General features: G+C 72.8%; 18 protein-coding genes. 2 read left to right on the forward strand and 16 right to left on the reverse strand.

What is annotated here, in order from left to right; translation table 11 throughout:
* Window positions 1-44: 44 nt before the first annotated feature.
* Genes PATMI_RS32025 through PATMI_RS0120435 form a run of 8 tightly spaced genes read right to left on the reverse strand, consistent with a single transcriptional unit; the run spans window position 45 to window position 14,811 of the window.
* Window positions 45-1,238 (reverse strand): glycosyltransferase family 4 protein, encoded by a 1,194-nt coding sequence (locus tag PATMI_RS32025; RefSeq protein ID WP_036726201.1) that lies wholly within the window; start codon window positions 1,236-1,238, stop codon window positions 45-47.
* Window positions 1,235-3,424: a malto-oligosyltrehalose synthase gene (treY, locus tag PATMI_RS32030; protein ID WP_051472093.1), complete on the reverse strand. Its 2,190-nt coding sequence runs from the start codon at window positions 3,422-3,424 to the stop codon at window positions 1,235-1,237. Before treY ends, PATMI_RS32025 begins: the two co-directional genes overlap by 4 nt.
* A complete protein-coding gene (glgX, locus tag PATMI_RS0120410; RefSeq protein ID WP_026912227.1) occupies window positions 3,421-5,556 on the reverse strand; it encodes a glycogen debranching protein GlgX in 2,136 nt (711 codons plus the stop codon). The genes treY and glgX overlap by 4 nt, the downstream gene beginning before the upstream one ends.
* Window positions 5,553-7,337, reverse strand: a complete 1,785-nt coding sequence (gene treZ / locus PATMI_RS32035) for a malto-oligosyltrehalose trehalohydrolase (RefSeq protein ID WP_051472094.1) — start codon at window positions 7,335-7,337, stop codon at window positions 5,553-5,555. Before treZ ends, glgX begins: the two co-directional genes overlap by 4 nt.
* The gene (glgB, locus tag PATMI_RS0120420; RefSeq protein ID WP_026912228.1) at window positions 7,334-9,613 is read right to left on the reverse strand and encodes a 1,4-alpha-glucan branching protein GlgB; all 2,280 of its coding nucleotides are present in this window, start codon (window positions 9,611-9,613) and stop codon (window positions 7,334-7,336) included. The genes treZ and glgB overlap by 4 nt, the downstream gene beginning before the upstream one ends.
* Entirely contained in the window at window positions 9,610-11,013 is a 1,404-nt protein-coding gene (locus PATMI_RS0120425; protein ID WP_026912229.1) for a maltokinase N-terminal cap-like domain-containing protein, read from the reverse strand. The genes glgB and PATMI_RS0120425 overlap by 4 nt, the downstream gene beginning before the upstream one ends.
* Window positions 11,003-12,883, reverse strand: coding sequence for a maltose alpha-D-glucosyltransferase (treS, locus tag PATMI_RS32040; RefSeq protein WP_084270120.1), 1,881 nt, complete (start codon window positions 12,881-12,883; stop codon window positions 11,003-11,005). Before treS ends, PATMI_RS0120425 begins: the two co-directional genes overlap by 11 nt.
* On the reverse strand, window positions 12,880-14,811 hold the full coding sequence (locus PATMI_RS0120435; RefSeq protein ID WP_026912230.1) for an alpha-1,4-glucan--maltose-1-phosphate maltosyltransferase: 1,932 nt from the start codon (window positions 14,809-14,811) through the stop codon (window positions 12,880-12,882). The genes treS and PATMI_RS0120435 overlap by 4 nt, the downstream gene beginning before the upstream one ends.
* A gap of 47 nt (window positions 14,812-14,858) precedes the next feature.
* Here PATMI_RS0120435 and PATMI_RS32045 point away from each other — a divergent pair, with 47 nt between their 5' ends.
* Window positions 14,859-16,202 (forward strand): 4-alpha-glucanotransferase, encoded by a 1,344-nt coding sequence (locus tag PATMI_RS32045; RefSeq protein ID WP_157260884.1) that lies wholly within the window; start codon window positions 14,859-14,861, stop codon window positions 16,200-16,202.
* A gap of 34 nt (window positions 16,203-16,236) precedes the next feature.
* Complete coding sequence (locus PATMI_RS0120445) at window positions 16,237-17,004, forward strand: SGNH/GDSL hydrolase family protein (RefSeq protein WP_026912231.1); 768 nt, start codon at window positions 16,237-16,239, stop codon at window positions 17,002-17,004.
* 25 nt (window positions 17,005-17,029) lie between these two features.
* On the opposite strand, the gene leuB is transcribed toward PATMI_RS0120445, so the two are convergent.
* The 8 genes from leuB to PATMI_RS0120485 all read right to left on the reverse strand — a co-directional run bounded on the left by leuB (window position 17,030) and on the right by PATMI_RS0120485 (window position 25,384).
* On the reverse strand, window positions 17,030-18,070 hold the full coding sequence (gene leuB / locus PATMI_RS0120450; protein ID WP_026912232.1) for a 3-isopropylmalate dehydrogenase: 1,041 nt from the start codon (window positions 18,068-18,070) through the stop codon (window positions 17,030-17,032).
* An 86-nt stretch (window positions 18,071-18,156) separates the two neighbouring features.
* On the reverse strand, window positions 18,157-19,500 hold the full coding sequence (locus tag PATMI_RS0120455; protein WP_026912233.1) for a DUF2254 domain-containing protein: 1,344 nt from the start codon (window positions 19,498-19,500) through the stop codon (window positions 18,157-18,159).
* 187 nt (window positions 19,501-19,687) lie between these two features.
* Window positions 19,688-20,542, reverse strand: a complete 855-nt coding sequence (locus tag PATMI_RS0120460; protein WP_026912234.1) for a class I SAM-dependent methyltransferase — start codon at window positions 20,540-20,542, stop codon at window positions 19,688-19,690.
* 27 nt (window positions 20,543-20,569) lie between these two features.
* Complete coding sequence (leuD, locus tag PATMI_RS0120465; protein WP_026912235.1) at window positions 20,570-21,202, reverse strand: 3-isopropylmalate dehydratase small subunit; 633 nt, start codon at window positions 21,200-21,202, stop codon at window positions 20,570-20,572.
* Window positions 21,203-21,232: 30 nt separating this feature from the next.
* On the reverse strand, window positions 21,233-22,648 hold the full coding sequence (gene leuC, locus PATMI_RS0120470) for a 3-isopropylmalate dehydratase large subunit (protein ID WP_026912236.1): 1,416 nt from the start codon (window positions 22,646-22,648) through the stop codon (window positions 21,233-21,235).
* Window positions 22,649-22,744: 96 nt separating this feature from the next.
* Window positions 22,745-23,359: a helix-turn-helix domain-containing protein gene (locus PATMI_RS0120475; protein WP_051472096.1), complete on the reverse strand. Its 615-nt coding sequence runs from the start codon at window positions 23,357-23,359 to the stop codon at window positions 22,745-22,747.
* Window positions 23,360-23,416: 57 nt separating this feature from the next.
* Entirely contained in the window at window positions 23,417-24,025 is a 609-nt protein-coding gene (locus PATMI_RS0120480; protein WP_026912238.1) for a hypothetical protein, read from the reverse strand.
* Window positions 24,026-24,031: 6 nt separating this feature from the next.
* Window positions 24,032-25,384 (reverse strand): NCS2 family permease, encoded by a 1,353-nt coding sequence (locus PATMI_RS0120485; RefSeq protein ID WP_026912239.1) that lies wholly within the window; start codon window positions 25,382-25,384, stop codon window positions 24,032-24,034.
* Between the last annotated feature and the right edge of the window lie 50 nt (window positions 25,385-25,434).

Raw genomic sequence — 25,434 nt, forward strand, 5'->3', positions numbered from 1 at the left:
GGCCCCGCGGGCCGTCCTCGGCCGCCGGTCCGCCCGGCGCCGGTTCAGACCGGGACGCCGAGGCGGTCGTAGACCGCGAGCGTCCGCGCCGCCGCGTCGTCCCACGAGAACCGGGCGGCGTGCGTCGCCCCGGCGACGACCAGGCGCCGGCGGAGCGCGTCGTCGTCGAGCAGGCGACGCAGGGCGGCCGCGAGGGCCCGGACGTCGTCGGGCGGCACGCGGACGCCCGTGCCGTCGGGGACGACCTCGCGCAGCCCGCCGGTCGCGGCGGCGACGCAGGCGCAGCCGCCGCGCATCGCCTCCAGGGCGACGAGCCCGAACGGCTCGTACAGCGAGGGGACGAGGCAGACGTCGGCGGCGCGGTAGAGCGCCGGGAGCGTCGCGTCGTCGGTCCAGCCGAGGAACGTGACCGCGTCGTCCAGGCCGAGGCGCGTGGCCTGGGCGTGGAGCTCCGCCTCGTGCGGACCCGAGCCCGCGACGACCATGCGGGCCGGTGGCGCCGCCGGGGCGGTCGAGCGACGGACGCGGTCGAACGCGTCGAGCGCGACCTGCCAGCCCTTCTCGTAGACGAGCCGTCCGGCGCAGAGGACGAGCGCCTCCCCCGCCGGCGCGAGCTCGGCCCGGAGCGCGGCCACGCGGGCCTCGTCGACCGGCGGCTGCGGGTCGATGCCGTTGCGGACCACGACGACGTCGTCCGGCGCGGGGCCGAACACGTCGAGGACGTGGCGGCGCATGAAGTCCGAGCACACGAGGACCGCGTCCGCGCGGGCCATCATCGCCTGCTCGACGCCGTGGACGTGCGACTGCGGGTGCTTCTGGACCCAGCCCTGGTGTCGCCCGTGCTCGGTGGCGTGCACAGTCGTGACGTACGGGACGCCGAGCGCGTCCGCCAGCGCCGCGGCGGGCGCGGCGACGAGCCAGTCGTGTCCGTGGACCACGTCGGGGCGACGGTCGGCCGCCGCCGCGGTGCCGGCGGCGAGCAGGTCGTCGCCGAGCTCGTCGACCCAGGCGAGGAACGCGTCGAGCCCCGCCGGCGGGGACGTCCGCTCGACGCGCTGGACGTTGACGCCGTCGGACTCGGCGTGCGCGGGGACCGCCTCGGCGCCGCGGGTCAGGACGCGGACGTCCGCACCGCGTCGCACGAGTCCGGCGGACAGCCCGTGGACGTGCCGCGCCAGACCGCCCTCGACGACCGGCGGGTACTCCCAGGAGAGGGTGAGGACGTCGGGACCGCTCACCGGTCGTCGCGCCGGCGTCGCAGGAGCGCCAGTCCGTGCTCGTCCACGAGGGACGCGACCGTCGTCGGACCGTCGGCAGACAGGTCGGGGCCGCCGATCGCGCTCTCCCAGGTCCCCGAGTGCTCAGGCCCCAGCTGCAAGACCGCGGCCCCGCCGTCGTCGGTCGCAGCGTTGGCGCGGACCACGACGACCACGAGCACGTCGTCCCCGCGCGTGAACGCGACCACGCCGGGACCGGCCTCCACAGGACGGTACGCGCCGGTCGCGAACGTGTCGGGCAGCCGGCCGCGGAGCGCGAGGGCGCCGTGGACGATCGCGAGCTTCCGGCGGTCGAAGGCGACGGTCGAGGCGTCCGAGAACGGGTCCGGGTCGGCCCCGGCGTCCGTGGCCTGCCCCACCGTCGTCGCGTCCGCGGCCTCCGTCGTCCCGGGCCACGCGGCAGCGGCGTCGGCCACGACCGACGCGAGCAGGCCCCTCCGCCGCTCCCAGTCGACCGGCCGGCGGTTGTCGGGGTCGACGAGGCTCAGGGTCTCGAGCTCGTCGCCCTGGTAGACGTCGGGAACGCCCGGGACGGTGAGCTTCAGCAGCGTCTGGGCGAGTGCGGACCGCCTGCCCCGGGCGGCGACGCGCGCCGCGAACGGCACGAAGCCGTCGAGGAACGGCCGGTGCTCGAGCAGCGCGGTCGCGAACCCGATCACGGCGGACTCGTGCGCCTCGTCGGGTGCCGCCCACGTGGTGTGGACCTTCGCCTCGCGCATCGCCTTCTGCAGGAAGCCGGAGAGACGGTCGGCCGTCAGGGGCCAGGCGCCGACGAGCGTCTGGAGGATCGTGAGCTCCTCGACGCCGTCGGGCGCGTCCCCCGTCCGGAGGTCGGCGGTGAGCGCACGCCAGCGGTGCACCGCGTCCGCCCATTCCCCCGCCATTCCCGCCAGCGCGCCGATCCGCGCGCGGACGTCGCCGGAGCGCTTCGTGTCGTGGGTCTGCGTCGAGAGCAGCCCGTGCGGGGTGTGCTCCAGGCGCGCGGTGTTGCGGGCGTGGAACGCGTCGACCGAGAGCGAGAAGCGGTCGGGCTCGTGGCCGACCTCGTTGAGCGCCAGGAGGCGGACGTACCGGTAGAACGCGGTGTCCTCGACGCCCTTGGCCGTCACCGGCGGGGAGGTCTGCTGGAACTTCGTGACGAAGTCGCCGTGGCCGGGCTCCTCGAGTCGCAGGACCCGCTGGAGCTCCTCCGGGGCGTCCGAGGCGGCGATCGCGTCGCGGTCGGCGGCGGACAGCGACGAGGGGCCGCTCGGGAGCGGATCGTCGCCGTCGCCGGACGCGGGACGCGCGTACGTCCGGTAGACCGGGATCCCGGCCAGCGCGTCCGCGATGCCCAGGACGTCGTGCAGCGTCCGGAGGCGCTCGACCTCGCGGCTGAACGTCGTCGTCGCCTGGACCCGCTGGGTCTCCAGCGCGACCTCGTCGAACCGCCGCGTCTCCCCCGTCAGCTCGGCGAAGAGGTCGGTGAGGATCTCCTCCCCCGCGGGGTCGACGAACAGCGCCGTCGCGTCGCCGAGGAACTCGTAGCCCACGGTGCCCTCGACCGGCCAGTCGGGGAGCTCTTCCACCGGGTGCTGCGCGCTCAGGATCTTCTCGACCCACACGTGCGCGACGCCGGCGTCCTGCAGCCGCCGCAGGTACTGCGCGGGGTCGGCCAGGCCGTCGGGATGGTCGATCCGCAGGCCGTCGACGACGCCGTCCCGGACGAGCTCGAGGACCTTGTCGTGGGTCAGCGCGAAGACGTCGGGGTCCTCGACGCGCACGCCGGCGAGGTCGTCGATGTCGAAGAAGCGGCGGTACCAGCCGTCCTCCGGGTCGTAGTCGAAGACGCGGACCCGCTCTTCGGGGTCGCTCCACCAGCGGTTCTCGTCGCCGACGCCCATGTGGTTGGGGACGATGTCCAGCACGATCCCGAGACCGGCGTCCGCGAGCGCCCGGAGGCCGTCCTCGCCGCCGAGCGCCGCGCTGACGGTGGTCGGGTCGACGACGTCGTAGCCGTGCGTCGAGCCGCTGCGGGCCGTCAGCGAGGGCGACAGGTAGAGGTGGGAGATCCCCAGGTCGCGCAGGTACGGGACGAGCTCCCGGACCGCCGCGAAGTCCTGGTCCGGGGTCAGCTGGATCCGGTAGGTGGCTCGGGGGACGCTCACGAGGCGCGCTTGAGGATCGTGATCGACCGGCTCCGGACGACGAACTCCGAGCGGGCCTCGTGCGTGTCGCCGTCCGCCCGGGCGGTCGGCTCGAAGGTGCAGAGCTCGAGCTCCCACGCCTCGCCGTAGGCGGTGGACGGGAGCGTGAACGTCGCGTCCTCGTGGTGCGCGTTGACGAGCAGGACGAACGAGTCGTCCTGCAGCGGCTCGCCGCGCTGCGTGCGGTCCGCGATCGCGTCGCCGTTGAGGAACACGCCGAGGACGCGGCAGTCCGGGTCGTCCCACTCGCGCGTGGTCATGCGGTGGCCGTCGGGGCGGAACCACCAGACGTCGGGCAGGTTGTCGCCCTCGGGATCGCGACCGCGCAGGAACTCCTGGCGGCGGAACACCGGGTGCTCCTCGCGCAGGCGGATCAGCCGACGGGTGAACTCGAGCTGCTCGACCTGCTTGACCTCGGGCGACCACGAGTACCAGGAGATCTCGTTGTCCTGGCACCACGCGTTGTTGCTGCCGTTCTGCGTGCGGCCGATCTCGTCGCCGCCGAGCAGCATCGGCGTGCCCTGCGACAGGAGCAGCGTCGTCAGCATGTTGCGCTGCTGCCGACGCCGGAGCTTGTTGACGGCCGGGTCGTCGGTCTCGCCCTCGACGCCGCAGTTCCAGGAGCGGTTGTCGTCGGTGCCGTCCCGTCCGCCCTCCTGGTTGGCCTCGTTGTGCTTCTCGTTGTAGGTGACGAGGTCGCGCATCGTGAAGCCGTCGTGGGCGGTCACGAAGTTGATCGACGCGAACGGGTCGCGGCCGTCGTCCTCGTAGAGGTCCGCGGAGCCGGAGAAGCGGTCCGCGAAGTCCGCAGCACCGGCGGCCCCGCGCCAGAAGTCGCGGATCTGGTCGCGGTAGATGCCGTTCCACTCGCTCCAGAGCACCGGGAAGTTGCCCACCTGGTACCCGCCGGGACCGACGTCCCAGGGCTCGGCGATGAGCTTCACCTGCGAGAGCACCGGGTCCTGGTGGATCGTGTCGAAGAACGCGGAGAGGCGGTCGACGTCGTAGAGCTCGCGGGCCAGGGCGGACGCGAGGTCGAAGCGGAAGCCGTCGACGTGGCACTCGATCACGAAGTACCGCAGCGAGTCCATGATCATCCGCAGCACGGCGGGCTGCCGGGCGTCGAGCGTGTTGCCCGTGCCCGTGTAGTCCATGTAGTGGTGCAGGTCGTCGGGGACCAGGCGGTAGTACGTCTTGTTGTCGACGCCCTTCATCGAGAGCATCGGGCCGAGGTGGTTGCCCTCCGCGGTGTGGTTGTAGACGACGTCGAGGATGACCTCGATGCCGGCCTTGTGGAGGGCCTTGACCATGCCCTTGAACTCCGAGACCTGCTGGCCGCGGGTGCCCGACGCCGAGTAGCCGGCGTGCGGCGCGAGGTAGCCGATCGACGCGTAGCCCCAGTAGTTGCTGAGGCCCATGTCGTGGAGGAACGACTCGTCGGCGATGTGGTGGACCGGGAGGAGCTCGACCGCCGTGACGCCGAGGTCCTTCAGGTAGCCGAGCGCGGCGTCGGAGGCCAGGCCCGCGTAGGTGCCGCGCAGGTCCTCGCGGACGTCGGGGTGGGTCATCGTGAAGCCCTTGACGTGGGTCTCGTAGATGACCGTCTCGTTCCACGGCCGCTCGAGGCGGACGTCGCCCTCCCAGTCGAACCACTCGTCGACGACGACGCACTTGGGCATCGCGACGGCGGAGTCCTCGTCGTCGATCTCGAGGTCGGCGTCGTCGTGGGTGTCGGCGCCGCCCGGGACGTACGGGAGCGTGTTGGCGGCGTCCCAGTCGACGCCGCCCTCGATCGCCTTGGCGTACGGGTCGATCAGGAGCTTCGCGGGGTTGAACCGGTGCCCGCCCTCCGGGTCGTACGGCCCGTGCACGCGGAAGCCGTAGCGCTGCCCCGGCCGGGCGTCGGGCAGGAAGCAGTGCCACTGGTGCGCGGTGCACTGCTCGACCGGTATGCGGGTCTCGACGTCGTCGTCGTCGAACAGGCAGAGCTCCACGCGCTCCGCGTTCATCGAGTACAGCGAGAAGTTGACGCCCTGGCCGTTCCAGATGGCCCCGAGCGGGAACGGCCGGCCGGGCCAGACGGTGACGCTCATCCGAGGAGTATCCCGGCGCGGGCGGCGATCAGGACCCCGCCCTCGACGGCCTCGGCACCCCCGGGCGTCTGCAGGAGCAGGTCGACGCCGTCCGCTGCCACCAGGGTCGGCTCGTCCCCGAAGTTCGCCACGATCACGTGCGATCCCCGCTCCACGCGGAGGATCCCGTGCTCGTCGTCGTGCTCGACGAGCGTCGCGTCGCCGGGGGCGATCGTCGTCCGGACGCGCAGGAGGTCGCGGTAGAGGGCGGCGAGCTCCGGGTCCTCCCGTCGCGTGAGCTTGCTCCGGAGGAAGGTCTCCTCGGCCTGTGGATCCGGGACCTCCTCCCCCTGGAACGCCGCGAACGACGCGAACTCGCGGCGGCGTCCGTCCCGGGTGGCGACGGCGATCTCCTCGTCGATGTGGTCGGTGAAGAACTGGAAGGGGGCGTCCTCGCCGTACTCCTCGCCCTGGAAGAGCATCGGCGTGAACGGCGAGAGCAGCGTCAGGAACGCGGCCAGCGGGCGGATCGCGGGCGGTAGGCGGTCGCCCACGGCGCGGTTGCCGACCTGGTCGTGGTTCATGTCGAAGACGACGAACTGGTGGGCCGGGCGGTCGTCGTGCGGCGCGCCGAAGCGCTTGCGGCGGCTCGGCGAGTACCCGCCGTCGGGCAGCACCGGGCGGCGGAACGCCTTGGCGAGGTCCGAGAGGGCCCCGAACTCGGCGTAGTAGCCCTCCTTCTCGCCGGTCATGAGCACGCGGAGGGCGTGGTGGAAGTCGTCGGCCCAGACGCCGTCGCAGCCGAGGCCGCCCTCCGACGCCGGGCGGATCACGCGCGGATCGTTCAGGCCGCTCTCGGCGACGACCAGGACCTCGCGACCCTGCGCGCCGGGCCCGTGCGGCTCGGCCGGCCGACCCGCGGCCCGGGCGCGGGCCACGACCTCGCCGACGATCGGGCGCGCCGAGTCGTCGTAGATCGCGTGGATGGCGTCGAGGCGCAGCCCGTCGACGTGGAAGTCGCGGATCCAGCCCTCGGCGCTCTGGAGCACCCACTCGCGGACGGGGTCGCAGTCCTCGTCGTCGTAGTTGACGGCCTTGCCCCAGAAGGTGTCGTGCTTGTCGGTGAGGTACGGCCCGTAGGCCTCGATCGCCTGCACACCGGACGCGCCGAGGTGGTTGTAGACGACGTCGAGGATCACGCCGAGCCCGGCCGCGTGCGCGGCGTCGACGAGGCGCTGGAAGCCCTCGGGGCCGCCGTAGCTCGACTGCGCGGCGGAGAGGAACACGCCGTCGTAGCCCCACCCGCGGGCGCCGGGGAACTCGGCGACCGGCATGACCTCGATCGTCGTGACGCCGAGCTCCGCCAGGGCCGGGAGGTGCTCGATCGCGCCGTCGAACGTGCCGGCCTCGCTGAACGTGCCGACGTGCAGCTCGTAGAGGACCTGCGCGGAGCGGTCGACGCCGCGCCACCCGTCGTCGGTCCACGTGAAGGAGGCCGGGTCGACGACGCGGGAGACGCCGCGAAGGCCGTCCGGCTGCCAGCGCGACGAGGGGTCGGGCAGGGGCTCGCCGTCGAGGACGAAGCGGTAGTCGGTGCCGTGCGGCGCCTGCAGGGCCGCCTCGTGGACGCCGAAGCCGGCGTCGACCGTGGCGTGCAGCTCGCCCGCGACCTCGACCTCGACGCGCTCCGCCCGTGGCGCCCAGGTGCGGAACGTCGTGCGGCCGTCGCCGGTCGGGGTCGCGCCGTGCCGACGCTCCCAGGCGTACGCGCCGCCGGGCGCGTGGGGTCCGGGAGCGCTCACGCGGCGCCGGCGTCCGGGACGAGCCACAGCACGCCGAGGGGCGGCAGTGCGAGCTCGGCAGAGCACGGCTGACCGTGCCAGGGGACGTCGTCGGGATCGACGCGACCGGCGCTGCCGGCGTCCGACCCGCCGTAGCCCGCGGCGTCGGTGTTGACCGCGACCCGCCACGGACCACCCCGCGGCAGTCCGACGCGGTAGCCCTCGCGCGGCACCGGCGAGAGGTTCGCGACGCAGATCACGAGATCGCGGGACTCGAGGGTCGCCGGGTCCGACGGCTCGACGGCGCCGGCCCGGGCGAACGCGACGACGTTGTTCTCGGCGTCGTTGGGCTCCAGCCACCAGAAGCCGTCGGCGTCGTTGTCGCGCTGCCAGAGCGCGGGGTGCTCGGCCATCACGTGGTTGAGGTCGCGGACGACCGACTGGACGCCCGAGTGCGTCGGGGGCGTCGTGTCGTCGTGCTGCTCGTCGAGCAGGTGCCAGTCGAGCGAGCGCTCGTGGCTCCACTCCCGCTCCTGGGCGAACTCCTGACCCATGAACAGCAGGTTCTTGCCGGGGTGCGCCCACATGAAGCCGTAGAGCGCGCGGAGGTTCGCGAGCTGCTGCCAGCGGTCGCCCGGCATCTTCTCGATCAGCGAGCCCTTGCCGTGCACGACCTCGTCGTGGCTGAGCGGCAGGACGAAGTTCTCCGAGAACGCGTAGTGCAGCGCGAACGTCAGGGAGTGGTGGTGGTAGCGGCGGTTGATCGGGTCCTGCTGGAAGTACTCCAGCGTGTCGTGCATCCAGCCCATGTTCCACTTGAAGCCGAATCCCAGGCCGCCGGTGTAGGTGGGCCGCGACACGCCCGGCCACGACGTCGACTCCTCGGCAGCGGTGATCGTCCCCGGCTCGCGGGCGTAGACGACCTCGTTCATCTCCTTCAGGAACGCGACGGCCTCGAGGTCCTCTCGTCCCCCGTGCTCGTTGGGGACCCACTGGCCCTCCTCGCGCGAGTAGTCGAGGTAGAGCATCGAGGCGACCGCGTCGACGCGCAGCCCGTCGACGTGGAACTCGTCGACCCAGAAGAGCGCCGAGGCGAGCAGGAAGTTGCGGACCTCGTTGCGCCCGAAGTTGAAGATCAGGGTGCCCCAATCGGGGTGCGATCCCCGGCGCGGGTCGGCGTGCTCGTAGAGCGCGGTCCCGTCGAACTGCGCGAGCGCCCACGAGTCGCGCGGGAAGTGCGCGGGGACCCAGTCGAGCAGGACGCCGACGCCGCGGGCGTGCAGCGCGTCGACGAACGCGCGGAAGTCGTCGGGCGACCCGTGCCGCGGCGTCGGGGCGAAGTACGAGGTCACCTGGTACCCCCACGACCCCGGGAACGGGTGGCCCATGACCGGCAGGAGCTCGACGTGCGTGAAGCCCATCTCCACCGCGTAGTCGCCGAGCTGCTCGCCGAGCTCGGCGTAGCTCAGGAGCGCGTCGCCGTCGCCGCGGCGCCACGAGGGCAGGTGGACCTCGTAGACCGACATCGGGGCGGCGAGGTGGTCGGTCGCGTTGCGGCGGGCGACCCAGTCGTCGTCCTGCCAGACGTGCGCCGTCTCGTGGACGACGGAGTCGGTCTCCGGCGGGACGAGGGTCTGGAACGCGAACGGGTCGGCGTTGAGCTTCAGCGTCCCGTCCTGGGTGCGCAGCTCGTACTTGTAGGGCTGCCCGTCGCCGACGCCCGGGACGAAGAGCTCCCAGACGCCCGAGGCGCCGAGGGTCCGCATCGGGTGCAACCGGCCGTCCCAGCCGTTGAACTCGCCCACGACGGAGACCGACCGCGCGTTCGGGGCCCAGACCGCGAACGACGTCCCGCGGACGCCGTCGAGCTCCCGGACGTGCGCGCCGAGGCGTTCCCACAGCGCCTCGTGGCGGCCCTCGCCCATCAGGTGCAGGTCGAGGTCGCCGACCGTCGGCGCGTGCCGGTAGGGGTCGTCGACGGGGAACGTGCCGTGCTGGCCGTAGTCGACCTCGAGGCCGTAGCGGAGCGGGACCTCGGCGCCGGGCACCTCGACCTGGAACAGGCCTGCGTCGTCGATCCGCTCCGCCTCGACGGGATCGCCGGACTCCGGGTGGACGACCACACCGTAGGCGTCGGGACGCCAGACGCGGACGACCGCGCCGTCCTTCGTGGGGTGCGCGCCGAGGAGGCGGTGCGGGTCGGCGAGGTCCCGGGCGACGAGCGCCGCGACGTCCGCCGGCGAGGCCTCGGGGCCGGCCGACGGCGGGGCCTTTCGGGGCAGGTCCTTCGGACTCATGCGATGGGCTCCTCGAGCAGGCGGGCGATGGCGGCGGCCGGGATCGGGACCCAGTCGGGGCGGTGGTCGAGCTCGTACCGGAGCTCGTAGACGGCCTTCTCGAGCTCCAGGATCGAGAGCAGGGTGCGGGTCGCCGTCGCGGACGGCGGCATCAGCGACGGCTCGATCTCCGCGAGGTAGTCGTCGAGGAAGGCGGCGCGGGCGCGCTCCTCCCAGCCCTCGGGCGGCTCGAACCCCCGCTGGAGCTTCGCGGCGGACGCGGCGTAGGCCAGCGAGCGCAGGAGCCCCGCGACGTCGCGGAGCGGCGAGCGCTTGCGGCGGCGGTCCAGGAGCGCGCGGGCGGGCTCGCCCTCGAAGTCGAGGATGATCCAGGACGGCCCCGCGTCGCCGTCGGCCACGCGCAGCGTCTGGCCCAGGTGGAAGTCGCCGTGGTGCCGGATCAGCCGTCCGGCACCGCCGATCTGCGACACGAGCCGCAGGCGGTCCCGGGCCTCCTCGCCGCGACCGGCGATGGCCTCCAGGCGCTCGTCGTCGTCGGGTAGGTCGACGAAGAGCCGCTCGATCTGCTCGTCGATCGTGGCGACCATGATCGCCAGCGCCTCGTCCGTGGGCTCCTCCGGAGCGAACGCCGGATCGTTCAGGTCCGACGCCAGGACGTTGTGCATCCGGGCGACGACGACGCCGAGCGCGGCGAGCTGCGGCAGCAGGCCCTCCGGGTCCTCGGCGAGCTCGTCGAGGACGAGCTCCCAGCCGTCGCGCCCGCCCTCGACGAAGCGCTGGACGACCCCGAACGTGGCCTCCATGACCTCGCCGCTGTAGCCGTACCAGCCGCCGAGCTCGGCGATGTGCGGGAACGCGCGCGCCGAGAGGAAGCGGGTCATCTCGAGCTCGGGGTTCTCCCCCGGCTCGATCCGGCGGAACGCCTTCATCACCAGCGCGTCATCGATGACGACCGACGAGTTCGACTGCTCGGCACCCATCGCGCGGACGACCGGCTGCTCGGCCGGCGGCAGGACGGCGTCGACCCAGTGGAACTCGATGCGCGGGTCCTCCCCCAGGACGGCGCGGTCGCGCAGCATCCCGGCGATCAGCGCGGCGGCCTCGGGGTCCGACAGCGCGTCGTAGACCGTGTGGCCGCCCAGCTGCTCGAGCACGGCCGTGCTCCAGGCCTCGGAGGCGGGCCGGATCGCGAGCGGCAGCTGGTAGAGGTCGTGCGTGCCGCCGGGGAACCGGGCCTCGACGACCGCGACGGCGAGCCTGAGCGCGGGGTCCTCGCGCAGGACGACGACGTCGAGCACGCGGACCTGGGCGAGCTCGCGCGACTTCGCGCCGAACCAGCGCTGACCGGCGAGCCACTCGGCGAGGTTCGCCTCGTCCAGACCGCTCAGATCAACCGACATCGGGGACCTCCTGGTCGGCGACGACCGGTTCGAGGACCGGGCCGTCGTCGGTGTCCCGCAGCAGGAACCAGAAGAACCCGCGTGGCGCGAGCGTCAGGAGGTACGGCAGCTCGCCGATGCGCGGGAAGAGCGTCCGGCCGAACATCTCCTCCGGGCAGCGACCCTCGAAGGCGGAGAGGTCGAGCTCGACCGCCTGCGCGCTGCGGGCCATGTTGTGGACGCAGAGGACGACGTCGTCCTCGTAGCGGCGGACGTGCGCGAAGACCTTCGAGTTCGACGGCGAGAGCGGCTCGTACGTGCCGACGCCGAAGACCGGGTGCTCCTTGCGCAGCTGGATGAACCGCTTCATCCAGCGCAGCAGCGAGGTCGGCGTGCGCAGCTGGGCCTCGACGTTGACCGCCTGGTAGCTGTAGACCGGGTCCATCAGGGGCGGCGCGTAGAGCTGCGCGAAGTCGGCCTTCGAGAAGCCGCCGTTGCGGTCGCCCGTCCACTGCATCGGGGTGCGGACCCCGTCGCGGTCGCCGAGGTAGACGTTGTCGCCCATCCCGATCTCGTCGCCGTAGTAGAGGACCGGCGAGCCCGGGAGCGAGAACATGATCGCGTTCATCAGCTCGATCTCGTCCCGGCCGTTGTCGAGCAGCGGGGCGAGCCGCCGGCGGATGCCGACGTTGAGCTTCATGCGCGGGTCCTTGGCGTACTCGCCGTACATGTAGTCCCGCTCCTCGTCCGTGACCATCTCGAGCGTCAGCTCGTCGTGGTTGCGGAGGAAGATGCCCCACTGGCAGTTGTCGGGGATGTCGGGCGTCTGCTCGAGGATCTCGTACATCGGCGTCGCGTCCTCGCGGCGCAGCGACATGAACATCCGCGGCATCACCGGGAAGTGGAACGCCATGTGGCACTCGTCGCCGTCGCCGAAGTACTCGACGACGTCGGCCGGCCACTGGTTGGCCTCGGCCAGCAGCACCCGGTCCTGGTAGCCCTCGTCGACCTCGCGGCGGACGCGCTTGAGGAACTCGTGGGTCTCCGGCAGGTTCTCGCCGTTGGTGCCGGGGCGCTCGAAGAGATATGGCACGGCGTCGAGCCGGAACCCGTCGAGCCCGAGGTCGAGCCAGAAGCGCAGGGCCTCGAGCATGGCCTCCTGGACCGCCGGGTTGTCGTAGTTCAGGTCCGGCTGGTGGGCGAAGAAGCGGTGCCAGTAGTACTGGCCCGCGACGGGGTCCCACGTCCAGTTCGACGGCTCGGTGTCGATGAAGATGATCCGGGCCTCGGAGTACAGCTGGTCGTCGTCGTTCCAGACGTACCAGTCGCGCTCGGGCGAGCCCTTCGGGGCGTTCCGGGCCTTCTGGAACCACTCGTGGTCGCTCGAGGTGTGGTTCATCACGAGGTCGGCGATGATCCGGATGCCGCGCTCGTGCGCCGCGTCGATCAGCGCGCGGATGTCGTCGATCGTCCCGTAGTCCTCGTGGACGAGGTAGAAGTCGGCGATGTCGTAGCCGCCGTCCTTCAGCGGCGAGGCGTACATCGGCAGGAGCCAGATGCAGTCGACGCCGAGCCACTGCAGGTAGTCGAGCTTCTCCGTCAGGCCGCGGATGTCGCCGGATCCGTCGTTGTTGCCGTCGAAGAACCCGCGCAGATGGATCTCGTAGAAGACCGCGGTCTTGAACCACAGCGGGTCGCTCTCGAACCACGAGTTCGGGTGGTTCGGGGTCGCGACCTCGCGCCCGCCGCCCGCGGGGTCCGCGGATCCCGGGGTCGGCAGGGTCGTCGTGTCGCCGCCCGCGGGCGCCTGGGTCGCGGTGCCCTGGGGGTCGCGGGGCTCGGGGAGGCTCGCGGCGTCGGGGCCGCCGGGGGTCGGGAGGTCGCCGCTCATCGGGTGTCCACCCGCAGCACGTGGGCGGCCCGTTCGCCGGGCACCAGCCGCACGTAGTTGCCGCCCTGGTGCCAGTCGAACCGCTCGACGCTCAGGAGGTCGGTGACGGTGTAGGTCCCGGGCAGCCCCAGGTCGTGCGGGATCTCCACGAGGCCCTCCTGGGCGGTGTGCGGGTCGACGTTGACGACGGTGATGACGACGTTGTCCTCTCGGCGCTTCACGTAGGCGACGAGCGCCTCGTTGCGGGTGTCCAGGAACCGGAGGTCCCCGAGGTGCTGCAGCGCGGGGTTGTCGCGCCGGGCGCGGTTCAGGGTCCCGATCAGCGGCAGCAGCGGACCGTCGAGCCGACGGTCGTGGGCCTCGTACTTCTCCGAGTCGAGGTACTCCTCGCTGTGCGGCTTGACCGCGGTGTGCTCGAAGTTCTCGAAGCCGGAGTAGACGCCCCAGCTCGGGGACAGCGTCGCGGCGAGCACCGCGCGGACGGGGAACGCGTTCGGCCCGCCGTGCTGGAGCTCCTCGCTGAGGATGTCCGGCGTGTTGACGAAGGCGTTGGGCCGGAAGTACTCCTGCTCGCCGGAGTGCGCGAGCTCGGTGAAGTAGTCGCGTAGCTCCCACGACGCGTTCTTCCACGTGAAGTACGTGTAGGACTGCTGGTAGCCGGCCTTCGCGAGCGCCTGCATCACGCGACGGCGGGTGAACGCCTCGGCGAGGAAGATCACGTCGGGGTCGGTCTTCCGCACCTCGGCGAGCAGCCACTCCCAGAACGGGATCGGCTTCGTGTGCGGGTTGTCGACGCGGAAGACGCGGACGCCGTGGTCGATCCAGAAGCGGACGACGTCCAGGAGCGCCTGCCAGAGGCCCTCCCAGTCCTCGCACGCGAAGTCGACGTTGTAGATGTCCTGGTACTTCTTCGGCGGGTTCTCCGCGTACTTCAGCGTGCCGTCGGGGCGGCGGTTGAACCACTCCGGGTGCTCGGTCAGCCACGGGTGGTCGGCGGAGCACTGGATCGCGAAGTCCAGCGCGAGCTTCATGCCGTGGTCGTCCAGGACGGACACGAGGCGGTCGACGTCCTCGATCGTCCCGAGCTCGGCGTGGACGGCGGTGTGGCCGCCCGACGCGTCGCCGATCGCGTACGGGCTGCCGGGGTCGTCCGGTCCGGCGACCAGCGTGTTGTTGCGGCCCTTGCGGTTCTTGAGGCCGATCGGGTGGATCGGCGGGAAGTACAGGACGTCGAAGCCGAGCTCCGCCAGGCGCGGGACCTGCTCCGTGGCGCCCTTCAGGCCCCCGAACGACCGGGGGAACAGCTCGTACCACGAGCCGAAGCGCGCGATGACCGGGTCGACCTGGACCGGCAGCGACTCACCGGCGGCCTGCTCGGCGCGGTCGGGGTGGTCGGCGAGGATCGCGGCGAGGTCCGGGTCCAGCGCGACCTCCGGACGCGCGTCCGGGCCCTCGAGCAGGGCGGCGGCCTCCTCGATGCGGCGACGGGCCGCGCCCTCGGCGTTCCTCGCGGCGTCGCGCAGGATCAGGACGCCCTCCGACAGCTCGCCCGAGAGGTCCTCCTGACCCGCGGCGTGCTTGCGGTCGATCTCGTGGCGCCAGGTGGCGAAGCGGTCGACCCAGGCCAGGACGTGCCAGGTCCAGTCGCCGAGCGTGTCGTCGAGCTGCAGCTCGCCCTCCCAGCGGACGCCCTGCTCGTGGGCGTCGACCGGGCGCAGCGGGGACTCGCGCCAGGCCTCCTCGCCGGCGGGCCGGAAGCGGGCGACGGCGCGGAGCGTGTCGTGGCCGTCGCGGAAGACGTCCGCGTACACGGCAAGCACGTCGCCGGCGGTGCGCTTGACGGCTGCGCGGCCCCCGTCGACGGCCGGGCCCGGACGTTCGATGCGGATGCGGGGCGGCGGGGATTGCGAGGATGGGGCGCGGGGCACGTGTCCGATCCACTATCCAGCAGCCCCGGACAGGAAACGTTCACCAGATGTCAATACCGCGCTCGAGCGGGATCCAGTTGCATCTCTCGTCGCTGCCCGGCGGCCGTCTCGGCGCGGAGGCCCGGGCGTTCGTCGACTGGCTCCACGCGGCCGGCCAGTCGTGGTGGCAGACCCTGCCGCTCGGCCCGCCGGACGAGTACCGCTCGCCCTACAAGTCCGCCTCGGCGTTCGCCGCGTGGAACGGGTTCCTCGAGGATCCCGAGGCCCCGGTGAGCGCCGACGAGGAGGACGGGTTCCGGGCGCGCCACGGGTTCTGGGTGACCGACTGGGAGGCGTTCGCCGGCGACGGCGCCGTCGCCGACCAGGTCCGCTTCGAGCGCGAGTGGTCCGCCCTGCGCGCGTACGCGGCGGAACGCGGCGTACGGATGATCGGCGACGTCCCGATCTACGTCGCGCCCGACGGCGCCGACCACCGGGCGCACCCGGAGCTGTTTCGCGAGGGCGTCGTCTCGGGCGCGCCGCCGGACGCGTACTCCGACAAGGGCCAGTTCTGGGCCAACCCGGTCTACGACTGGCCGGCGCTGCAGCGCCGCGGCTACCGCTGGTGGACGGAGCGGTTCCGCCGCACGTTCGACCTCTTCGACCTCGCCCGCATCGACCACTTCCGTGGCTTCGTGTCGTATTGGGCCGTTCCCGAGGACGCGCCGGACGCGTCGCACGGGCGCTGGGCGCGTGGTCCCGGGCGCGCCGTGTTCGACGCGGCGGCGCGGGATCTGCGGTCGGATCTGGAGCACCGGGCCCGCGAGTCGGAGGCCGGCGGGCCGCCGGTCACGCCCGGCGGGGCGAGGACCGGTGCATCGGCCGGGAACGCGACGTCCGACGGCACCGTGGAGACCCCCGTCGGCCTCCCCCTGATCGCGGAGGACCTGGGCGTGATCACGCCCGCGGTCGAGCGCCTGCGCGACGGCCTCGGTCTGCCGGGGATGGTCGTCCTGCAGTTCGCGTTCGACCCGGACGACCCTGACGGCCCGCACCGGCCGGAGAACCATCGGGAGCACCAGGTCCTCTACACCGGCACCCACGACAACGACACCCTGCGCGGCTGGTGGGAGTCGATCCCCGACGACAGACGCGCCGAGACCGACGCGGCGATCGACGCTGCCGGCGTCCGCCAGGACGAGCCCTGGTGGTCGCTGGTGGCCCTGGCGCAGTCCTCGCGGGCGTCGCTCTGCATGCTGCAGGTGCAGGATCTGCTCGGTCTGGGCAGCGAGTACCGCATGAACGTGCCGGGAGAGCAGGGCGGGTCGTGGGGCTACCGGTTGGAGCCGGGGCAGCTGACGGCGCAGGACGCCGCGCGGCTGAAGGCGCTGACGGTCGGGGCGGGGCGATGACGCGTCCCGACGTCCGTTCCGCGGGGAGCACCCGGTGAGCCCGTTCTCCGCGATCCCCGGCGAGGCTCCGGACGTCCTGCCGCCCGAGGGTGCCGCCAGCCGGCGCGGGGTCGTGGCCCTGGGCGACTCGATCACGGTCGGCGAGGGCGAGCCGCTGCTGGGCGTCGCGATGCAGTCCTGGGGCGCCTGGGTCGCCGAGGCGTTCGACGTCCCGTTCCACAAGCTCGCCCGCAACGGCGCGACCGCCCGCGAGATCCTGGCCGACCTCGTGCCGCGGATGCACGGCCGCTACGACGTCGCCCTGGTCTACGCCGGCGTCAACGACGTCCGTGGCGACCCGTGGGACGCCGACGACTACCGCCTGACGATGGACGCGATCGTCGGTGCGGCGACGACCCACGCCGACCGCGTCGTCGTGGCGACGCTGCCGGCCGACCTGGGCCGGCCGAGCTGCGCGCCGAAGCCGTCCCGGGCCTCGGCGCTGGTGCGCGACGTCGCGGCGGTCCACGGGGCGCTCGTGCTCGACCTCGCGGACTTCGGCGGACGGAGGCACGTGCTGCCCGACGTCGTCCACCCGTCGGCACCGGGCCAGGTGGAGATGGCCGCGCGGACCGTGGCGGTCCTGGCGGCCGACGGCCTGCACGGTCCCGGCGGATCGGCGCCCACCGACCCGTGGGCGCTCGCGGACCCGTACGACTCGCCTCGGGCGAAGCTCGCCGCCGAGCGTCGCTGGGTGCGGGGCTTCGGCCGCGACGTCGGCCGGCGCGCGGTCGAGGCGGCCCAGCGCCGGGCGCGCGGCTGACGGTCGCCGCGCCGCCGCGCGCCCGCTACTTCAGGCGCGACCGCACCGCGGCCAGCGCCTCGGCCGTGGTCGCTTTGCCGCCCAGGTCGCCGGTGCGCAGGCCGTCGCCCAGCGCGCCGTCGACCGCGGACTCCAACGCGGTGGCCTCGGCCTCGAGGCCGAAGTCGTAGCGGAGCATCATCGCGGCGGAGAGGAACATCGCCAGCGGGTTGGCGATGCCCTGGCCCGCGATGTCCGGTGCGGAGCCGTGGACGGGCTCGAACATGCCGGGCTGCGACGGGTCGCCGATCGAGGCGGAGGGCAGCATCCCGAGCGAGCCGGAGAGCATCGCCGCGGCGTCGGAGAGGATGTCGCCGAAGAGGTTCTCGGTGACGATCACGTCGAACTGCGTCGGGCGGGCGATGAGCTCCATCGCGCACGAGTCGACGAGCTGGTCGCGCAGCTCGACGTCGCTGTACTCCTCGGCGTGGATGCGGTGGACGACCTCGCGCCACTGGCGGGAGGTCTCCATGACGTTGGCCTTGTCGACCGAGTGCACGAGGTTGCGACGCTTGCGTGCGGTCTCGAAGGCGGATCGCGCGATCCGCTCGACCTCGGCGACGGTGTAGTGGCAGAGGTCCGACGCGTCGGTCGCGGTGCGCGTCTTCTCGCCGAAGTAGATGCCGCCGGTGAGCTCGCGGACGACGAGCAGGTCGGTGCCGTCGAGGACCTCGCGCTTGAGCGCCGAGGCGTCGTACAGGGCCGGGACCGGGCGGACCGGGCGGAGGTTGGAGAACAGGCCGAGCTCCTTGCGCAGGCCGAGCAGGCCCTGCTCCGGGCGCGGCGCGTTCGGGTCCGTCGTGTCCCACTTCGGCCCGCCGACCGCCGCCAGCAGGACCGACTCCGACGCCTTGCACGCGGCGGTCGTCTCGTCCGTCAGCGCGGTCCCGTGCAGGTCGATCGACGCGCCGCCGAACGGGTGCTCGGTGAACGTGAAGTCGCCGAGCTCCCCGAGGATCTCGAGGGTCGGCGCGGTGATCTCCGGGCCGATCCCGTCACCGGGCAGGACTGCGATCGCGTGAGCCATGCCGCCCACGATATTCGGGACCCCTCCCCCGCCGCCGTGCGACCCACGGAAGGACGCACGACCGTCCGGTTTCCGGGACGACCGGGTCAGCTCGCGCGAAGCCGCTCCATCGCCTGCTCCGTCTTCTCGCGCTGCATCCGCGTCGTCGCGTGGCGTTCCTCGGGCGCCCATTCGCAGAGGTCGTCGAGCATCACCCGGAGGTGGCGGCGGACCTGCGCGTGGCGGGCACCGAAGTCGGCGAGCTCCTCGCACGACAGCCGCAGGTAGTGCCCCCAGCTCGGCGACGGCATCGTGACGCGCACGGCGCCCTCGGCGTCCCGGACGCGCAGCTCGCCGAGCTGCCGCCACGCCAGTCGGCGCAGCAGGTCGTGCATCTGGTCGATCGCCTGGACCGCGGTCGTCGGGTCGTTGACGCCGGGCGCGAGGCCCTTCAGCCCGATGTCGACGAGCACCCGGAACGCGTGACGGGGGTCCGAGGCCAGCGTCGGCTCGCTCGCCCAGGCCAGCGCCGAGCGCAGCGTGCGCTCGTGGTCGAGCGCCCGGGCGCCGTGGACGCGCAGGACGGCCGCGCCCGCGGGGAGGAACCGGCCGACCGGGGCGTGCAGGTCGATCCGGGTGTCGAGCTCCGCGGCCAGCCGGGACAGCGCGACCAGATCAGCCGCGACCAGCACGCCGGGGCGGCCCTCGTGGTGCAGGGTCTCGTCGCCGTCCCCGAGGAAGCGCCGGGTCGGCGGCATGCCGCGGTCGCCGTCCCAGTACTCGGCCTCCGGGCCGTCGTGGACCTCGATCGTCGCGTCCCCGGGTGCCTCGAGGGGCGCGTCCGGGGCGGCGCCGGCCAGCGGGGCGTCGGCCTCGTCCCCGAACGCCACGGGGTGCACGACCTCGAGCTCCGTCCGGGCCTTGTCGCCGACGGTCGCCACCGCGTTGCCGGCGCGCAGGGTGTTCGTGATCCGGTCGAGCATGACGACGAACATCACCGCGGCGAGGATCGACCAGATCGTGGCGATGATCCCGAACAGGTCGTCGGCCGGGTTCTCCTCCGGCTTCACGAGCAGCGCCCCGATCGTGGAGAACGTGAACGCGCCGAACGCGAGACCGAGGGCCCGCTTCACCATCCGGTCGCGCCGGAGGATGCCGACGAGACGCGGGGACATCGCGATCGACGCGAACTCGACCGTGATGAACGAGATCGTGATCACGAACCCGGCGAGCGCGAGCATGCCGCTGGCCACCGACGTCAGCAGCGTCGCGTCGACCTGCGGGGCACTCAGGAGGTCGACCTCCGGCAGGACCTCCACCACGACGACCATCACGAACGCCAGGGCGACGTAGATCGCGGGGATCAGCCACAGGCTCTCCCCCGCGAGGTAGCGCAGCCGGAACCGCGTGATCGACAGGACGCCGGACAGGCGACGGGAGCGGGAGGTCATCGGGCGAGCGTTTACCCGCCACGTTCCGCCCAAGCTCCTTGCGTGCGCAACTGCACAGGAGTGCACGGGCGTGCACCCGGTGCGTGGGTGTCCGCACGGACGACGTGCACCCGGTGACACCGACGGGCGACGCCCGCGAGGCGGCGGCGGAGACCGATCCGGCCGACCGCGGGGGCCGGCCGGCGGGTCAGCCCCGCAGCCGCGCGGCCAGGTCCTCCGGCGACTCCGGGATCGCCTCGCCCGGCTGCCGGAGCGGCGTCCGGGCCCCGGCCTCGCCGCGCGTCGCGCTCATGTTCAGGCGGACGTAGTCGAGGGTGACCCCGTCGCCGGTGTCGAGCTCCTCGCGGACGGCCTCGACGAAGTCGTCGTGGGCCTCCTCCGGGAGGCGCGCGAGGTAGCTGCCGAGGACGACGGTGCGGAGGAACACGTGGGCATCGTCCAGCGCGACCGGCCGCGGCTCGAGCCAGCAGCGGACGTCGAGGAACCCGGCGGCGCGCAGACGCTCCTCGGTCTCCTCCGGGCCCGCGAAGTTCCAGTCGTCGACCCAGCCGTGGAACGCGTCCGACCACGGGGCACGCTCGCGGAGGCGGCCGATCGCGGCCTCCACCGAGGCGATGTTCCCGTGCCCACCGCACTGGGCCTCGAGCCGGCCGCCGGCCACGAGGGCGTCGGCCAGCCGGTGGAACAGCGTCGCGTGGTCGGCGATCCAGTGGAACGTCGCCGTCGACACGATCACGTCCACCGGGGAGTCGATGACGAGCGCGGTGAGGTCCTGGACCTGCAGCTCGACGGTCTTCGGCAGGACCCGGCCGGCCTGCTCGATCATCGACGGCGAGCCGTCGACGCCGATCACGCGGCCGCGGGGCACGAGCTTCAGAAGCTCGGCCGTGACCCGCCCGGTGCCGCAGCCGGCGTCCAGCGCGGTCTCGTCACCGCGGAGGTCGAGCCGGCCGAGGACGTCCCCGCCCCACGCGCGGTGGGGCGTGGAGACCCGGTCGTACGTGCGGGCCTCCCAGTCGCGGGGGCCGTCCTCAGCGCTCATCTCGTCCCCCGCGTCCGGCCCGCGCCCTCAGGCGACGGGCGTCGACTGGATCGTCTTGCCGTCGGGGCCCTGCGGGGGCAGCGACAGCGAGCTCGGGCCGGGGAACGCCGACGCCGCGCGCTGCTCCTCGTACGTGGTGATCGCGCCCTCGTCGCCGAGGGTCAGACCGATGTCGTCCAGGCCGTTGAGCAGCCGGTGCTTCGTGCCCGGGGCGATGTCGAACGAGAAGGTCTCGCGGGCGTGGGTGGGACCGATCTCGACGGTCTGGGCGTCGAGCTCGATGCGGGCCTCGCCGGCCGCGGCGATCTTCCGCACCTGGTCCTCGGGCAGCTCGATCGGCAGCAGGCCGACCTTCGTGCAGTTCGACGCGAAGATGTCGGCCAGCGACGTCGCGATGATCGCCCGGAAGCCGGCGTCCTCGAGCGCCCACGGCGCGTGCTCGCGGCTGGAGCCCGAGCCGAAGTTCGCGCCGGAGCAGAGGATCGGGTTGCCGATCTCGACGTTCCAGTCCGGCGCCTCCTTGGCGTCGTTGAACAGGAACTCGCCGAAGCCGGTCCGCTCGACGCGCTTCATGAAGCGCGCGGGGATGATCTGGTCGGTGTCGACGTCGTCGCGCGGCAGGTCCGAGACCTTGCCCTCGATGATGCTGATGGGATCCATGTCAGGTCCTCGTTCTCGAAGTCGGTGCGGTCAGGCCGCGACGGGCTCGCCGGCGGGCTCGAAGGTGCGCACGTCCACGAAGTGCCCGGCGATCGCCGCGGCGGCGGCCATCTGCGGCGAGACGAGGTGCGTACGGCCGCCCTTGCCCTGCCGCCCCTGGAAGTTGCGGTTGCTCGTCGACGCGCAGCGCTCGCCGGGCGAGAGGACGTCCGGGTTCATGCCCAGGCACATCGAGCAGCCGGCGCCGCGCCAGTCGAAGCCGGCGGCGGTGAAGACCTTGTCCAGGCCGAGCTCCTCGGCGGCGATCTTCACCTGGACGGAGCCGGGGACGACCATGGCGTAGACGCCGTCGGCGACCTTGCGGCCCTGGATGACGTCGGCGGCGGCCTGCAGATCGGCCAGCCGGCCGTTCGTGCACGAGCCGAGGAACACGCGCTCGATCGAGATGTCCTCGATGCGCTCGCCGCCCTTCAGGCCCATGTACTCCAGCGCGCGCTCGGCCTGGCCGCGCTCGGCCGGGTCGTCGAACGACTCGGGCGTCGGGACCGTGCCGTCGACGCCGACGACCATGTCCGGGGTCGTGCCCCACGTGACGCGCGGCGACAGCGCCGTCACGTCGACGTCGATCTCGCGGTCGAAGGTGGCGCCCTCGTCGGTGTAGAGCTCCTTCCAGGTCGCCACCGCGGCGTCCCACGCGGCGCCGGTCGGCGCGGCGGGCTTGCCCTGGACGTAGTCGAAGGTCGTCTGGTCCGGCGCGATCATGCCCGCGCGGCCGCCGCCCTCGATCGTCATGTTGCAGATCGTCATGCGGCCCTCCATCGAGAGCTGCTCGACGGCCGGGCCGGCGAACTCGACGACGTGGCCGACGGCGCCGTCGACGCCCATCTGGCCGATCGCACCGAGGATCATGTCCTTCGCCGTGACGCCGAACGGCAGGTCGCCGACGAAGTTGATCCGCATCGACTTCGGCTTCTTCTGCACCAGGCACTGCGTGGCGAGCACGTGCTCGACCTCGGAGGTCCCGATGCCGAACGCGAGCGATCCGAACGCGCCGTGCGTGGCGGTGTGGGAGTCGCCGCAGACCATCGTCATGCCCGGCTGGGTCATGCCCTGCTCGGGGCCGACGACGTGGACGATGCCCTGGCGATCGGAACCGAGCGAGAAGACGGGCACGCCGAACTCGGCGCAGTTCTCCTCGAGCGTCTCGACCTGCTTGCGCGAGAGCGCGTCCTTGATCCGGGCGGCGACCGGGGTGCCGTCGGTCGGCACGTTGTGGTCCGCGGTGGCGAGCGTCTTGTCCGGGCGGCGGACGGGGCGGCCGGCCAGGCGCAGGCCCTCGAAGGCCTGCGGGCTCGTGACCTCGTGGACCATGTGGAGGTCGATGTAGATCAGGCCGTCTCCGACCTCGTGGGTCTCCCAGATCTTGTCGAACAGCGTCTTCGGCATGGCGGGTCTCGTGAGGGTGGTGGGTGTGAGGGGGAAGGTGGTCGGCCGCGGCGCGCCGGAGGGCGGCGGCGCGGCGTCTGGAGGTGCAGCGGGCGCTCAGCTCCGGCGGAGCCCCGCGTTGACCACGGCGAGCAGCACGGCGGTGCCGGGTCCGTGGTTCTCGAAGTGGTGCGGCAGGTCGGCGTCGAACGTGACGCAGTCGCCCTGCTGCAGCGGGTGCGGCGTGCCGTCGCAGTGGAGGACGACGGAGCCCTGCTCGACGAGCGCGATCTCGCGCGTCCCGGGCTCGTGCATCGGCGGGTCGCCGACGTTGCCGGTCCGCGCGCCCTCGCGCAGCTCGTGGCGCGTCAGCTCGCTGCGCTGCCCGGGCAGCGGTGCGGTGAGGATCTCCACGGCGTGCCCGCGCTCGGGGTCGCCCCCGCGCCGGCGCTCGGACGGTCGGACGACCGTGACCGAGCCTCCCTCATCCAGGCGCAGCAGCTGGCTCAGCTTCAGGTCGAGCCCGGCGGCGATCCGCGCGGCGACCTGCAGCGTCGGCGAGCTCTCGCCGCGCTCGACCTGGCTCAGCGTGGTCGCCGAGACGCCGCAGCGCTCCGCGAGGTCCCGCAGCGACAGGCCCATGTTGTCGCGCAGCGCCCGCACGCGCGGACCGATCTGGATCCGCTCGCGCTCGCTGGCGGGGATCTCCGTCCCCGTGGGCACCGCTGCCATGAGTCGTACCGTATCACGTACGGACGTCCCGTCGACCGGACGACGATGTGACAGCGGTCACTTCTCGGCGGGCTTTCGGGCACCGCCGAGGACGCGGACGAGCTCGAGGGCGCCGCCCGGGTTGCGGCCGTGGACCGAGACGACGAGGACGCCGTCGGTGGGACCGGCGGCCCGGATCGGCAGCCCGAACGCGCGCTCGCCCTCCACGACCGGGCGCAGCGGTGTGCCACCGGGCCCGACCAGCTCCTCGAGCCCCGGGGCGAGGTCGTAGAGCGCGCCGGTGGCCACCAGCGCTGGGATCGCCGCCGCGTCGTCGGCCACGAAGACGTCGCAGTCCTCCGACTCGCGGCGCTGGAGCGCCTCGAACGCGCGGAGCGCCACGCCGTCCCCGTCGGGGAACCCGAGCGTCGAGAGCTGGAGACGCTCGTTGCCGGCGTCGATCCTGCGGAGCTCGCCGCGGAGCGCCCGCATCCGCGACGTCGAGCCGCAGACGCTGACGGCGCCCACGGCGTCCTCGGCGCGGTCGGCCTTCAGGCGCTTGGCGTCCGCCGGGGTCGTCACGGCGGCGGCGGTCGACGCGGTCGATCCTCCGCCGGAGCCTCCACCGCACGCCGTGAGCACCAACGTGGCGGCGAGGAGCGGGAGGAGGAGCGTGCGTGCGGTCATGGAGGGTCAGACGGTGCCGTAGGAGAAGTACCAGACGAAGACGGCGGCGACCGCCCCGAGGAGCGGGTGCACGTCGCGCCACCGGCCGCGCAGCAGCGCGATCAGGACGTAGAGGATGACGCCCGCGCCCACCCCGTTGGCGATCGAGTACGTGAAGGGCATCAGCACGACCGTCGCGAAGGCCGGCAGCGCCACGCCGATGTCGTCCCAGTCGATCCCCGAGATCTGGCCGATCATCATCGCGCCCACGGCCACGAGCACCGGTCCGGTGGCGGCGGACGGGATCACCGCGGCCAGCGGCGAGAGGAACATGCAGCAGAGGAACAGGACGCCCGTGACGACGTTCGCGAGCCCCGTCCGCGCGCCCTGTGCGGCGCCGGCGGTGCTCTCGACGAAGATCGTGTTCGACGACGCCGACGCGGCGCCGCCCGCGATCGCGCCGGCGGACTCGACGAGCAGGATGCGGCGCAGCATCGGCAGCCGGCCGTCCTCGTCGACCAGCCCGGCCTTGCGCCCGACGGCCAGGGCCGTCCCCATCGCGTCGAAGAAGTTCGCCATCAGGACGGCGACGACGACCGCGATCGCGGCGCCGGTGCCGAGGGCGTCGAAGACGTTGAACGACACGTCGCCGACGAGCCCGAAGTCGGGCGTCGCGGTCACGGAGCCGGGAAGCTCGGCGCCGGGGACCGGCGTGCCGTCCGAGATGCCGTTGATGACGACGCCGAGCACCGTCGCCAGCAGGATCCCGAGCAGCAGCGCCGCGGGCACCTCGCGCGCCACGAGGACGCCGATCGCGACGAGCCCGACGACGAAGACCAGCGTGTTCCAGGTCGCGATGTCCGGGTTCATCGCGATCACCGTCCCGCCGTCCTTCGGGTGCTCGACGATCCCGGCGGTGACGAGCCCGATCAGGGCGATGAAGAGCCCGATCCCCGCGCCGATCGACCGCTTCAGCACGTCGGGGATCGCGTTCATGATCGCCTCGCGCAGCCCGGCGAGGACGAGGACGAGCATGATCGCGCCCTCGATGACGATCACGCCCATGGCGTCGGACCAGTCGAGGCCCCGGCCGGCGACCAGGGTGTAGGTGACGAAGGCGTTGATCCCGAGGCCGGCGGCGAGCGCCATCGGGACGTTCGCGAAGACGCCCATCGCGATCGTCAGGAGTCCCGCGACGAGCGCGGTGGCGGTGACGAGCTGCGCGTGGTCGAGCTTCAGCCCGGACCCGTCGGCGACCGCGCCGAGGATCGACGGGTTGACGACGAGGATGTAGGCCATCGTCGCGAAGGTCGCCAGTCCGGCGAGGACCTCCGTCCGCACGGTGCTCCCACGCGCGGAGATCCGGAAGAAGCGCTCCATGGCCCCGGAGGCTACGACGCGGCTCCCCCGGAACGACGACGGGCCCCGAT

It is taken from the genome of Patulibacter minatonensis DSM 18081, assembly GCF_000519325.1.
Classification (GTDB): Bacteria; Actinomycetota; Thermoleophilia; order Solirubrobacterales; family Solirubrobacteraceae; genus Patulibacter; species Patulibacter minatonensis.